General features: G+C 71.0%; 13 protein-coding genes. 10 read left to right on the forward strand and 3 right to left on the reverse strand.

Features of this window, described 5'->3' with window-relative positions; all coding sequences use genetic code 11:
• Positions 1 to 122 precede the first annotated feature (122 nt).
• Complete coding sequence (locus IE267_RS00070) at positions 123 to 926, reverse strand: nuclease-related domain-containing protein (RefSeq protein ID WP_189761806.1); 804 nt, start codon at positions 924 to 926, stop codon at positions 123 to 125.
• Positions 927 to 1,082: 156 nt separating this feature from the next.
• On the opposite strand from IE267_RS00070, the gene IE267_RS00075 reads away from it, so the two are divergent.
• From IE267_RS00075 to IE267_RS00110, 8 genes are all read left to right on the forward strand, one after another.
• A complete protein-coding gene (locus IE267_RS00075) occupies positions 1,083 to 1,388 on the forward strand; it encodes a zinc ribbon domain-containing protein (RefSeq protein WP_161252794.1) in 306 nt (101 codons plus the stop codon).
• A 153-nt stretch (positions 1,389 to 1,541) separates the two neighbouring features.
• Entirely contained in the window at positions 1,542 to 2,168 is a 627-nt protein-coding gene (locus tag IE267_RS00080; RefSeq protein ID WP_189761807.1) for a class F sortase, read from the forward strand.
• A gap of 70 nt (positions 2,169 to 2,238) precedes the next feature.
• Complete coding sequence (locus tag IE267_RS00085; protein WP_189761808.1) at positions 2,239 to 3,015, forward strand: hypothetical protein; 777 nt, start codon at positions 2,239 to 2,241, stop codon at positions 3,013 to 3,015.
• Entirely contained in the window at positions 3,012 to 4,331 is a 1,320-nt protein-coding gene (locus tag IE267_RS00090; protein WP_189761809.1) for an ATP-binding protein, read from the forward strand. The genes IE267_RS00085 and IE267_RS00090 overlap by 4 nt, the downstream gene beginning before the upstream one ends.
• Before the next feature lie 100 nt (positions 4,332 to 4,431).
• Positions 4,432 to 4,773: an SH3 domain-containing protein gene (locus tag IE267_RS00095; RefSeq protein ID WP_161252786.1), complete on the forward strand. Its 342-nt coding sequence runs from the start codon at positions 4,432 to 4,434 to the stop codon at positions 4,771 to 4,773.
• Between the two features lie 170 nt (positions 4,774 to 4,943).
• Complete coding sequence (locus IE267_RS00100) at positions 4,944 to 6,332, forward strand: FtsW/RodA/SpoVE family cell cycle protein (protein ID WP_167156956.1); 1,389 nt, start codon at positions 4,944 to 4,946, stop codon at positions 6,330 to 6,332.
• Positions 6,329 to 7,792: a penicillin-binding transpeptidase domain-containing protein gene (locus IE267_RS00105; protein WP_167156958.1), complete on the forward strand. Its 1,464-nt coding sequence runs from the start codon at positions 6,329 to 6,331 to the stop codon at positions 7,790 to 7,792. Before IE267_RS00100 ends, IE267_RS00105 begins: the two co-directional genes overlap by 4 nt.
• A gap of 58 nt (positions 7,793 to 7,850) precedes the next feature.
• Entirely contained in the window at positions 7,851 to 8,318 is a 468-nt protein-coding gene (locus IE267_RS00110; protein ID WP_189761810.1) for a DUF3291 domain-containing protein, read from the forward strand.
• Between the two features lie 3 nt (positions 8,319 to 8,321).
• Here IE267_RS00110 and IE267_RS00115 read toward each other — a convergent pair whose 3' ends face one another.
• Together IE267_RS00115 and IE267_RS00120 are read right to left on the reverse strand one after the other, a co-directional pair.
• Complete coding sequence (locus IE267_RS00115; protein ID WP_189761811.1) at positions 8,322 to 8,921, reverse strand: Uma2 family endonuclease; 600 nt, start codon at positions 8,919 to 8,921, stop codon at positions 8,322 to 8,324.
• 132 nt (positions 8,922 to 9,053) lie between these two features.
• Positions 9,054 to 10,160: a ferritin-like domain-containing protein gene (locus IE267_RS00120; protein WP_189761812.1), complete on the reverse strand. Its 1,107-nt coding sequence runs from the start codon at positions 10,158 to 10,160 to the stop codon at positions 9,054 to 9,056.
• A 190-nt stretch (positions 10,161 to 10,350) separates the two neighbouring features.
• Between IE267_RS00120 and IE267_RS00125 the strand changes: the two genes are divergently transcribed.
• Together IE267_RS00125 and IE267_RS00130 are read left to right on the forward strand one after the other, a co-directional pair.
• Complete coding sequence (locus tag IE267_RS00125) at positions 10,351 to 11,280, forward strand: AurF N-oxygenase family protein (RefSeq protein WP_167156964.1); 930 nt, start codon at positions 10,351 to 10,353, stop codon at positions 11,278 to 11,280.
• A gap of 29 nt (positions 11,281 to 11,309) precedes the next feature.
• Complete coding sequence (locus tag IE267_RS00130; RefSeq protein WP_189761813.1) at positions 11,310 to 12,035, forward strand: TetR/AcrR family transcriptional regulator; 726 nt, start codon at positions 11,310 to 11,312, stop codon at positions 12,033 to 12,035.
• Positions 12,036 to 12,040 lie beyond the last annotated feature (5 nt).

The raw sequence follows: 12,040 nt of genomic DNA on the forward strand, positions 1-12,040 counted from the left end.
TCGCTCCGGGGACGGAGCCGGCCACGGGTTCTCGACATCGCCGTCCGAAGTTTTTCCGGCTCCGGTGCGCTTTCCGGCTCCGGTGCGCGGCCGACGCGAGCCCGGCCCCGGTTTCCCGGCGCTCACACCCGCAGCCAGGTCCTGCGGTCCCGTGCCGTCCAGTAGAGGGACTCCACGTCGGCGGGCTTGAGCACGCCTCCCGCACGGGCGAGCTCCGGCAGGTCGCCGTCCGTCAGGACGCTGACGTCGGGGGCCGCACCCGGGGCGCCCTCGACCCGTTCCGCATCGACCAGGAGCAGCACCGCCCGCACCGCCGCCGCCAGGGCGAGCGAGGCGCGTTCGGCCTGGTGGCGGGCGTCGCGCAGGAGCGGCAGCGGGGTGGCCCTGCCCACGGTGACCAGCGGGTCGGCGATCCGCACCCGGTGCCGCCGGGTGTCGAGGGACCGCACGGCGAACACGCCCGCGGGCCCGAGGAGCAGGTGGTCGATCACGGCCGCGCCGGGCAGCGGCACCGAGTGCAGGACCCGCCAGCCCGCACCTTCGAGCCGCTCCAGCACGGCCCCGGCCCGCTGTTGTGCGGCGAGTTCCCGGCGGCGCGGGTCGGTCCACAGGCGGTGGGTGCCGGGATGCCGTTCGAGGTCGCCGAGCAGCGCCTCGCCGGGCCGGTTGGGCGCGAGGTCGTCGTCGGGGTGCAGGGAGAGCCGGACCAGGTCGGAGGGGGTCGGCACGGGCGGCGGCCCGACGGTCGGCGCCCCGACGACGTACGGGCGCAGCGCGGCGAGCACCTCGGCCCGGTGGTCGTCGAGCAGCAGCGAGACATGACCGCTGTCCCGGTCGTACCAGGCGACGGCACGCCCGTCCGGGAGGCTGACGTACAGTCGCGCCTGTCCGTTCCGGTGTACCGGTGTGACCCGTAGTCCTGCCATGCCCCATCACCCCACCACGGCCCATGGGAACAGCCCGACGGCCGTCGGGGCAATGACTCGTGTGGGCGTCATCACAACGCGATGGACGCAGGGCGGTCATGGCCACGACACTTACGCGCGACACGGAATCAGGAATTACGGGAGGGGAACCACTCAATGATCATTTTCGGCACCCGCGGCTATCTCTACCAGCTCGCGATGCTCACCCTGGTGTGCGGCCGCTGCGGCAATCCGTCCGCGCACGCGGTCCGCAAGTACGTCACGAAGTTCACGCTGTTCTTCGTGCCGCTGTTCCCGCTGTCGACGAAGTTCCGCACGCAGTGCACGTTCTGCGGCCTTGAGCAGCAGATCACGAAGGAGCAGGCCGAGGGTCTGCTCGCGCAGCCGGTCGCGCCGCAGCAGGCGTACGGGCAGCCGGCGCAGCCCGGCCAGATGCAGGGCCAGAACCCCTACCAGCAGTAGGCCGCCCGCGACCCGGGGTGGGTCGCCGATGCGGGCCCACACCGGCGCGAACGGGGTCGAGCCACCACCCGTAACCGCACCGCTCGGTGACCTACGGGGGGCTGTTACACGTGCTCCGCAAGGTCGCAATGGCGGCGCTTTAGCGTCGTATCCATGACCACGCCCACCCCGTCCCGCACCGCCCGCATCGCGGCCGCCTCCGCGCTCGCCCTCAGCATCGGCGGCGGCCTGCCGGCCTGCACCCCCGACCCGGTGGCCAAGGCCCCGGACGTACGGGTGCAGAACGCCGCCACCGCGCAGGCCAAGGCGGTCGTCGGCCCGCTGCGGGCCGCCGAGCCGACCCGGCTCGTGATCCCCTCCGCGAAGGTCGACGCGAGCCCGGTGCTGCGGCTCGGGGTGGACTCCGCCCAGGAGCTGGAGGTGCCTCCGGTCGACGAGGCCGAGCGGGCCGGCTGGTACACCGGCAGCGTCACGCCCGGTGAGAAGGGCGCTTCGGTGCTGGTCGCGCACTACGACACCGCGAACGGCCCGGCGCTGATGCGGAACGTGAAGAACATGAAGGTCGGGGACGCGATCGAGGTCGGCCGGGCGGACGGCTCGACCGCCGTCTTCAGGATCAGGGAGACCCAGCAGGTCGAGAAAAAGGACTTCCCCACGCATAAGGTTTATGGGAAGACCGATCGCCCCGAGCTCCGCCTCATCACCTGCGGCGGCCCCATCGTGGACGGTCACCGCTCGGCCAACATCATCTTCTATGCCGACCTGGTCAAGGCCGAATAAGGCACCGGGGCTCCGGCGAAGGCGCGGCGGAAGGTGAAATAGCCTGGGGTCCCGCACGACAGGGAGCACCTTGATCCGCCACCGCCGCACAGCCCTCCTGGCACCCCTGCTGACCGCAGTGGGTGCGTTGCTGCTGTCCGGCTGCGGCGGGGCGGGCCACCTGGAGAGTTCGGGGGCGACGCCGACGGCCATCGGGCCGATCCACCTGTGGCCGGACCTGCCGCCCGCGACCGCGACCCCCAACGACTACGGCCAGACCGACACCGAGCAGGTGCCCGGCATCAAGGTCCCCGGCGGCGACGTCCGCAAGCTGAACCCGGTCGCGGTGGTCCAGGCCGAGGTGAAGGCGCACCCCAACACCTACAGCGGCGCGGACGGGCTCTATGACGAAACGGTTCGCCAGCTGGGCGCCTGCAAGCAGAAGCCGGCCGGCTGTCCGGTGCTCAAGCCGTACTACCGGGACCTGACCGGGGACGGCAAGGGCGAGCTGATCCTGGGCATCCGGATGCCCGACCAGAACCTCGCGGTGCGCTGCTACATGCCGGCGAAGGACGGCGGTCTGATCCGCATCATGTCCACCGTCGACCAGATCATCAGCGTCGACCTGGCCGGCAGCGACGTGATCCTGCGGTCGGTGTCGGCGGGCATGCCCGGCTACGAGTACCGCACCGCGTGGTCCTGGGACGACCACCAGCAGGCGATGCTCCCCACCCGGGACGAGATCGTGCGCACCAAGCCGGGCGGCAAGCACCCCGCACCCACCGGCGGCGGCCCGCTCGCGCCGTCGCCGAAGAAGAAGCCGCCGACGGCGAGCCCGTCGGCCACCCCCACGGCGGACGCACCATGAAACTGCCCCGGAAGGCCCGGCTGCGCCTGCCCGCCTGGACCGCGACCCTCACCTGGAAGGCCGCGGTGTTCATCACCGTGATGTGCTGCGCCCTCGCCTCACTGCTCGGCGTCCTGGTGCACGTGTCGGTCACCCGGCAGACCGTGGGCGAGGCCCGCCACAAGGCGCTCGACCGGCTGACCGACGTCACCCGGATGTACGAGGCGGGCGAGCAACTGCCGCCCGGCGCCGCTCTCGACCCGCCCGAGCTGCCCGCCTCGCTGCACGCGCTCGCCGTATCCGGCAAACGCGGCACCCTGGTCGACGACGACCACGGACGGCCCACCATGTGGGCGGCGGGCCCCGCCGACGGCAAGGCGCTCGCCGCCGAGATCGACTACACCCAGAGCGCCCGCACCATCAACGGGCTCGACAAGGCCATCCTCGGCTCGTCCATCCTCGCCATCGGCGCGACCCTGCTCGTCGGCGTCTTCGCGGTCACCCGGATCACCCGGCGGCTGCACCAGACGGCGACGGTCGCCCGCCGGATCGAGGCGGGCGACCTGGACGCCCGGGTCAACGACCCCCGCACCAGCGATCCCTCGCGCCCCCAGGACGAGGTGGCCACGGTGGCCGGCGCCCTGGACACGATGGCCGGCACGCTCCAGGGCAAGCTGCTCAGCGAACAGCGCTTCACCGCGGACGTGGCGCACGAGCTGCGCACCCCGCTGACCGGTCTGCACGCGGCGGCCGAGCTGCTGCCCGAGGGGCGTCCGGCCGAGCTGGTGCGGGACCGGGTGCAGGCGATGCGTTCGCTGACCGAGGACCTCCTGGAGATATCCCGGCTCGACGCCGGGAGCGAGCGGGTCGACCTCGACCTCCAGGAGCTGGCGCCCGTGGTGGAACGGCTCGTGCGCGCCTCCGTCGCGTCGGGGACCGCCGAGGCGGACACCACCGTGACGGTGGTGCGGGACGCCTGCGTCGAGACCGACAAGCGGCGTCTGGAGCGGGTCCTCGGCAATCTGCTCGCCAACGCCCACAAGCACGGCAAGGCCCCCGTGGAGCTGACCGTGCACGGCCCGGTCGTCACCGTTCGCGACCACGGCACCGGCTATCCGGACTACCTCCTCGACCACGGGCCGCAGCGCTTCCGCACGGACGCCGGCAGCAAGGGCCACGGCCTCGGCCTGACCATCGCGGTGGGCCAGGCCGCCGTGATCGGCGCGGAGCTGAGCTTCCGCAACGCCCCGGACGGCGGCGCGGTGGCACGGCTCGAACTCCCCGAGTACGTCAGCTTCGAGGTGCCCGGCACCGACGACGTCGCGCACGGGGCGTGACGCCTCGTCACGCTTTGCGAGGCGGCAGGAGCGAATTTAGTGTGAGGCAGGCGAACTGAGGGTCGTTCACCCGCGGCCCCGCCCCGTTCCAGGAGGCACCATGTCCCTGCGTTCCCCTCTTGCCGCACTCGGCCTCTGCGTGGCCACCGGAGCCGTGGCCGTCCTCGCCACGGCGTCGCCCGCCGCCGCCGAGGAGTCCGCGCACAACGAGTACAAGGGCCGCGTCACCGCCAAGTCCGGGCTGATCCTGCGCGACCGGCCGACCCGCAGCAGCCGGATCGTCGGCAAGGCGCCGTACGGCTCCATCGTGCACATCTTCTGCAAGACCGGCGGCGACCGGGTGAACGGGAACGACCGCTGGTACCTGCTCACCGACGGCACCTGGGCGTGGGGTTCGGCCTACTACATCGACAACATCGGGGCCGTACCGCGCTGGTGCTGAACCGTCACGTCACCCCGACCCGGCGCACGCGAACCGGACGCGGGCGGGCGGCTCCGCCGAGCCCCCGTCACCCGGACGGGCCAGGCGGGCCGCGCCACCTAGGCCGCCCGCCCGCTCGGCGCCCCATGACATACACGGACATAAGGCCTCGGCTTGCTACGTTGCGTGCCATGACCGCACCGTCGGCGGCGGACGCCTCCCCGCCCGAGCTGGGCCTCCCCAAGCGGCGGGGCGTCGAACTCTCGCTGCTCATCGGTGCCGTCCTCGTCGTGGTGCTCGGCTATGTGAACGTCGGGCTCGCCCGCACCGGCACGATCCCGCACGACGCCACGCGGTACGGGGCCGGGCTCGGCCTGCTCGCCCTGCTCAGCCACCTCGTGGTCCGCTTCCGCGCGCCCTACGCCGACCCGCTGCTGCTGCCGATCGCGATGCTGCTCAACGGGCTCGGCCTGGTGCTGATCTACCGGCTCGACCTGGCGACCCCGGGCAGCCGGGCGGCGCCGGCCCAGCTGGTGTGGTCGACGCTCGGGGTCGGCCTGTTCCTCGTCGTCGTCCTGGTGCTGCGCGACCACCGCGTCCTGCAGCGGTACGCCTACCTCTCGATGGCCGCCGCCCTGGTCCTCATGCTCGTCCCGATCCTGTTCCCCCCGATCAACGGCGCCAAGATCTGGATCAGGGCCGCCGGATACTCCTTCCAGCCGGCCGAGCTCGCCAAGATCCTGCTCGCCCTCTTCTTCGCCGCCTACCTGGCCGCCAACCGCAACGCGCTCGCGTACACCGGCCGCCGGATCTGGCGGCTCCAACTGCCCACCGGCCGGGTGCTCGGGCCGATCGTGGCGATCTGGCTGCTGAGCGTCGGCGTCCTGGTCCTCGAACGCGACCTCGGTACCTCGCTGCTGTTCTTCGGCCTGTTCGTGGTGATGCTGTACGTGGCGACCGGGCGCACCGGATGGATCGCGGTGGGCCTGCTGCTCGCCTCGGCCGGGGCGGCGGCGGTCGCCCTGTTCGAGCCGCACGTGCACGCCCGGGTCACCGACTGGCTCAACCCGTACGCCACCATCGAGGCCGGCCTCGGCCCGAGCCAGCTCGCCCAGTCCCTGTTCGCCTTCGCGGCCGGCGGCACGCTCGGCGCCGGGCTCGGGCTCGGCCACTCCGTCCTGATCGGGTTCGCCGCGAAGTCCGACTTCATCCTGGCCACCGCGGGCGAGGAGCTCGGCCTGTCCGGACTGACCGCGATCTTCCTGCTCTACGCCCTGCTCGTGGCCCGGGGCTACCGGGCCGGGCTCTGCCTACAGAGCCCGTTCGGGCGGCTCCTCGCCATCGGGCTCGCCTCGATCCTGGCGCTCCAGGTGTTCGTCATCGCGGGCGGTGTGACGGGCCTGATCCCGCTCACCGGCATGGCGATGCCGTTCATGGCACAGGGCGGCTCGTCCGTGGTCACCAACTGGATCATCGTGGCGCTGCTGATCAGGATCAGCGACTCCGCCCGCCGCCCGCTCCCCGCGGTCGAGCCGGGTGTCATCGCACGGCCCGAGCCGGTGGAGGGAACAGCCAGGTGATCCGGTACATCCGGCGGGCCGCCGCCTTCTGTCTGGTGCTGCTCGTGGCACTGCTGGTGAACGCGGCCCGCGTCCAGGTCTTCGAGGCCGACGCGCTCGACAACAACCCCGCCAACCGCCGCCTGGCGATCGCCCGTTACCACCAGCCGCGCGGCGCCATCGTGGTCGGCAAGGAGAGCGTCACCGGGTCGCGGGACAGCGGCCAGCAGCTGCGGTACGAGCGGACGTACAAGAACGGGCCGCTGTACGCGCCGGTCACCGGCTACGCCTCGCAGACGTACGGCACGACGTTCGTCGAGAACGCTGAGGACGGCGTCCTGTCCGGCACCTCCTCGCTCCTTTCGGTCTTCCCGCTGTGGAACGACGTGACGCGCGGCCGGCACTCCGGCGGGCGGGCGGTCACCACCATCAAGGCGTCCATGCAGCGGGCCGCGTACGACGGACTGGGCGGCAAGAAGGGCGCGGTCGCGGCGATCGAACCCGCGACGGGCAAGATCCTGGCGCTGGTCAGCAGCCCGTCCTACGAGCCCGGGGTGCTCTCGGGCACGGGCAGGGCGGTGGCGGGCGCCTGGGCGCGGCTCACCTCGGACCCGAACCAGCCCATGCTCAACCGCGCGATCCGGGGGACCTACCCGCCCGGTTCCGCCTTCAAGATCGTGACGGCCGCGGCCGCGCTCGACGCGGGGGCGGTCACGGACGTCGACGCCGCGACCGACACCCCCGATCCCTATGTCCTGCCCAACACCAGCACCACGCTGCCCAACGAGGCGAGCGGCTGCGGCAACGCCTCGCTCGCGTACGCGGTCAACGTCTCCTGCAACACCGTGATGGCACAGCTCGGGGTGAAGGTGGGGCTGCGCGGAATGCTGGACGCGGTACGGAAGTTCGGCTTCAACGACACGAAGCTGCGCATCCCCTCCGGCGTGGCCAAGTCGAACTTCGACACCCGGATGAGCCCCGATCAGCTGGCCCTGTCCTCCATCGGCCAGTTCGACACGACGGCGACCCCGCTCCAGATGGCGATGGTCTCGGCGGCGGTCGCCAACGGCGGAGACCTCAAGTACCCCTATCTGGTGGACCGTACGACGACCTCGCGCGGCTCGACGGTGTCCACGACCGTGCCGCGGACCTACCAGCGCGCGATGAACCCGGCGACCGCGATGCGGCTGCAGCAGATGATGGTGGACGTGGTGCGCACCGGCACCGGCACCAGCGCCGCGATCCCGGGGGCGACGGTCGGCGGCAAGACCGGAACCGCGCAGAACGGCATCGGCAACATCGGCAGCCCGTACGCCTGGTTCATCTCCTGGGCCCAGGCCGACGGCGCGGTCCGACCGGCCGTGGCGGTCGCGGTCGTCGTCGAGGACGCGTCGGCCAAGCGCGGCGACATCAGCGGCGGTGGCGACGCGGCCCCGATCGCGAAGGCGGTGATGGAGGCGGCGCTGGCGGACAAGCCATGACATCTCGCTCCGCGAAATGAGCTGATGAGTACGGGAGTTGGCCGCTTAGGGTACGCCCATGACAGATGCGGACGAGCGTTACGAGCTGGCTCAGGTCAACATAGCCCGGCTCAAATACCCTTTGGAATCAGTTGAGTTGACGGACTTCGTGACCGCACTCGATCCGGTGAACGCGGTCGCGGACGCCGCCGACGGCTTCGTGTGGCGCCTTCAGAGCGACAGCGGGAACGCGACGGACGTCCCCGTGTTCGGCGACATCTCGATGATCGTGAACATGTCGGTGTGGCGGGACGAGGCGTCGCTGAAGGCGTTCATGTACGCGGGCAGGCACCGGGAGCTGCTGGCCCGCCGCTTCGAGTGGTTCGAGCGGATCGAAGAGGCGCTGGTGGCGCTGTGGTGGGTGCCGGCGGGACACCGCCCGACGGTGGAGGAGGCCGAGAAGCGCGTCCTGCACCTCCGCGACCACGGCCCGACCCCCCACGCCTTCACCCTGCGGTCCGGCTTCCCGGCGGGTCCGGGGCTGTGACGGTCAGCGGCGGCGGTCCAGTGCGGTCAGATCGATCTCGACGGGGAAGGGGAGGTCGACCTTGAGTTCCTTGCGGAAGGTCCCGATCGGGCTGTAGGCCCGGGTCGCCGGGTCCAGCTCGAAGACGTACACCACGGGCTGACCGTCGGACAGCTCGACCCGCCAGAAGTGCTGGACGCCCGCCCGGGCGTACTTGCGGGGCTTGACCTCGCGGTCCCGGTCCACCGATTCGACGGACACCACCTCGACGGCCAGCAGGACGTCCTCCGGCTTGAACCAGGTCTGCTGAAGACCGGTGTCCGCGTCGACGGGTACGACGAGGACATCGGGCTCGGGCCGGTTGCGCGAGTCCAGCTTCACGGTCATCTCTCCGATGGCCTCCAAGTGCTCCGGCGCCTGCCGCGTCAGCTCGCTCACCAGGAAGTGAATGGTGCGCGAGTGAAACCGGGTCTGCGGACTCATGAAGACGAGGCTCCCGTCGATCAGCTCCGTGTGCGGAGGGAGATTCGGAAGCCGGTCCAGGTCGTCCGCCGTCCAGCCGCCCACCGGCGGGCGGGGCCACTGGTACTCGCCATCCAGCTTGTACTCGCGTGCGGCGCTCATGATTGCTCCCATGCGACGGAGTCTGTCTCGCCTCCTCAGCCTACCCAGCGGCAATCCGGGAGCGCCGCGCGAAAGAGTGCATGCCGGTCGCGCCATTGACGGCCGAGGCGGCGCGACCGGCACCGGGTGGTGTCAGGACGAGGCGCCCGCCTCGATCGCCCCCTCCACCTCCGCGACCCGCGCCGCCTCCTCGGCGGCGAAGCGCTCCTTGTCCAGCTGTTCGGCGATCTCCTCGTCCTGGGCCATCAGGAGGTCGAGGTTGGAGTCGCCGAGGTCGAAGACGCCCATGTCGACGTACGCCTTCTGGAGGCGCTCGCCCCACAGGCCGATGTCCTTCACGCAGGGGACGATGCGGCTGAAGAGGAGCTTGCGGAACAGGTGGAGGAACTCGCTCTCCTCGCTGAGCTGTTCGGCCTCCTTCTTCGGGATGCCGAAGTTCTCCAGGACCTCCACCCCGCGCAGCCGGTCGCGCATCAGGTAGCAGCCCTCGATGACGAACTCCTCGCGCTCCTTGAGCTCCGCGTCGGACAGCTGGCGGTAGTAGTCGCGCAGCGCCATGCGGCCGAAGGCCACGTGGCGGGCCTCGTCCTGCATGACGTACGCCAGGATCTGCTTGGGCAGGGGCTTGTCGGTGGTGTCCCGGATCATGCCGAAGGCCGCGAGCGCCAGGCCCTCGATCAGGACCTGCATGCCGAGGTAGGGCATGTCCCAGCGGGAGTCGCGCAGGGTGTCGCCGAGCAGCGCCTGGAGGTTGTCGTTGACCGGGTAGAGCATGCCGAGCTTCTCGTGCAGGAAGCGGCCGTAGATCTCGGCGTGCCGGGCCTCGTCCATGGTCTGGGTCGCCGAGTAGAACTTGGCGTCCAAGTCGGGCACGGACTCCACGATGCGGGCGGCGCACACCATCGCCCCCTGCTCGCCGTGCAGGAACTGGCTGAACTGCCAGGACGTGTAGTGCAGTCGCAGCTCGCCCTTGTCCCGGTCGGTCATCTTGGCCCAGTGCGGGGTGCCGTACAGGGTCATCGCCTCGTCGGGGGTGCCGAGGGGGTCGTACGGGTCGACCTCCAGGTCCCAGTCGATGCGCGTGGCGCCGTCCCACTGCTTGTCCTTGCCCTTCTGGTAGAGGGCGAGCAGACGGTCGCGCCCGTCGTCGTACTCCCAGCTGAAGCGGGCGGCGCCGGAGGCCGGCACCTGCCAGAGCGGTTCCTGCGGGGCCTTCACATAGAGGTCGTGCGTCGACACGTGCGGCTCCTTCGCCTCGCGGACGGCATCGTCCAGCGGCTCAACTTCTGCACACTGCTGTGCAGTTGGCAGGTTCACACGGTGGTAGACGCGGGGTCAACAAGTCGCGCACAAGGGATTGACGCGCTTGCTGACAAGCAGTCTCATAAGGAGTGACCGTAGGTAACCCAGCCACGAGGTGCCGCAAGCCATGACTACCGTGACCGAACGCGATGCGCTCCGCGACGCACTCGGCCTGCTCAGGGACCGTGAGCAGGTGGCCGAGCGGCTGCTCGAATCCTCCGCAAAGCACTCCTTCGACCCGGACAAGGAGCTGGACTGGGACGCCCCCGCCGAGGACGGGAAGTGGTTCTGGCCACCGGAGTTGCTTTCTCTGTACGACACCCCGCTCTGGCGGAAGATGTCCGAGGAACAGCGCATGGACCTGGCCCGCCACGAGGCCGCCTCGCTCGCCTCGCTCGGCATCTGGTTCGAGATCATCCTGATGCAGCTGCTCGTCCGGCACATCTACGACAAGTCGCTCACCAGCAGCCACGTCCGGTACGCGCTCACCGAGATCGCCGACGAGTGCCGCCACTCGATGATGTTCGCCCGCATGATCAAGAAGGGCGGGGCGCCGACGTACCGGGTGCCGAGGATCTACCACAACCTCGCCCGCGTCCTGAAGACCGTCTCCACCACCCCGGGCTCCTTCGCGGCCACCCTGCTCGGCGAGGAGATTTTGGACTGGATGCAGCGCCTGACCTTCCCGGACGAGCGCGTCCAGACCATCGTGCGCGGGGTGACCCGCATCCACGTGGTCGAGGAGGCCCGCCATGTCCGGTACGCCCGCGAGGAGTTGAGGCGCCAGATGGTCTCCGCGCCGCGCTGGGAGCGGGAGTTGACCCGGGTCAGCTGCGGCGAGGCGGCCCGCGTCTTCGCCACCTGCTTCGTCAATCCGCAGGTGTACGAGAACGTGGGCCTGGACCGCCGCGAGGCCGTGGCCCAGGTGAAGGCCAGCGGCCACCGCCGCGAGGTCATGCAGAGCGGCGCCGGCCGCCTCACGGAATTCCTGGACGACATTGGCGTCCTGAACGGGGTCAGCCGACGGCTGTGGAAGAGCTCGGGACTCCTGGCGTAAAGCCCGATCGCGGGGATTACGCTGCCCGTATGACGTCTCCCGCCGCCACCCCCGCGTACCGCAGGCTCAGCGTCGAGGAGCGCCGCACCCAGCTCCTCGGCGCGGCCCTGACGCTCTTCGCGCACCGGGCGCCGGAGGACGTGTCGCTCGACGACGTGGCCGAGGCAGCCGGGGTCTCGCGGCCCCTGGTCTACCGCTACTTCCCGGGCGGCAAGCAGCAGTTGTACGAGGCCGCGCTGCGCTCGTCGGCCGACGAGCTGGAGTTGTGCTTCGCCGAGGCGCAGACCGGGCCGCTCACCCAGCGGCTCACCCGGGCACTCGACCGCTACCTCGCCTTCGTCGACGAGCACGACGCCGGGTTCTCGGCGCTGCTCCAGGGCGGCAGCATGGCCGAGACGTCCCGGACGACGGCGATCGTCGACGAGGTGCGGCGGGCCGCGGCCGAGCAGATCCTGGTCCACCTGGAGGTTGCCGAGCCGGGCCCGCGGCTGCGGATGATGGTGCGCACCTGGATCGCGGCGGTCGAGGCGGCCTCGCTGATCTGGCTGGACGAGGACAAACAGCCCCCGCTGCCCGAGCTGCGGGACTGGCTGGTGGACCATCTGGTCGCGCTGCTCACCGTCACCGCGGCCACCGACGCGCAGACCTCCGCGGCGGTGCGCGGCGCGCTGTCCCACGAGTCCCCCGAGGGCGCGGCCGGGGTGCTGGCCCGCCGGGTGATACCCGTCGTGAGCGAGGCGGCCCACCTGCTGTGAGACTT

Origin of the sequence: Streptomyces xanthochromogenes (assembly GCF_014650455.1) — a bacterium.
Lineage (GTDB): Bacteria > Actinomycetota > Actinomycetes > Streptomycetales > Streptomycetaceae > Streptomyces > Streptomyces xanthochromogenes.

Coding starts and splice junctions, on each gene's coding strand:
- IE267_RS00070 (WP_189761806.1), bottom strand. CDS start 926: ATGGCAGGACTACGGGTCACACCGGTACACCGGAACGGACAGGCGCGA.
- IE267_RS00075 (WP_161252794.1), top strand. CDS start 1,083: ATGATCATTTTCGGCACCCGCGGCTATCTCTACCAGCTCGCGATGCTC.
- IE267_RS00080 (WP_189761807.1), top strand. CDS start 1,542: ATGACCACGCCCACCCCGTCCCGCACCGCCCGCATCGCGGCCGCCTCC.
- IE267_RS00090 (WP_189761809.1), top strand. CDS start 3,012: ATGAAACTGCCCCGGAAGGCCCGGCTGCGCCTGCCCGCCTGGACCGCG.
- IE267_RS00095 (WP_161252786.1), top strand. CDS start 4,432: ATGTCCCTGCGTTCCCCTCTTGCCGCACTCGGCCTCTGCGTGGCCACC.
- IE267_RS00100 (WP_167156956.1), top strand. CDS start 4,944: ATGACCGCACCGTCGGCGGCGGACGCCTCCCCGCCCGAGCTGGGCCTC.
- IE267_RS00110 (WP_189761810.1), top strand. CDS start 7,851: ATGACAGATGCGGACGAGCGTTACGAGCTGGCTCAGGTCAACATAGCC.
- IE267_RS00115 (WP_189761811.1), bottom strand. CDS start 8,921: ATGAGCGCCGCACGCGAGTACAAGCTGGATGGCGAGTACCAGTGGCCC.
- IE267_RS00125 (WP_167156964.1), top strand. CDS start 10,351: ATGACTACCGTGACCGAACGCGATGCGCTCCGCGACGCACTCGGCCTG.
- IE267_RS00130 (WP_189761813.1), top strand. CDS start 11,310: ATGACGTCTCCCGCCGCCACCCCCGCGTACCGCAGGCTCAGCGTCGAG.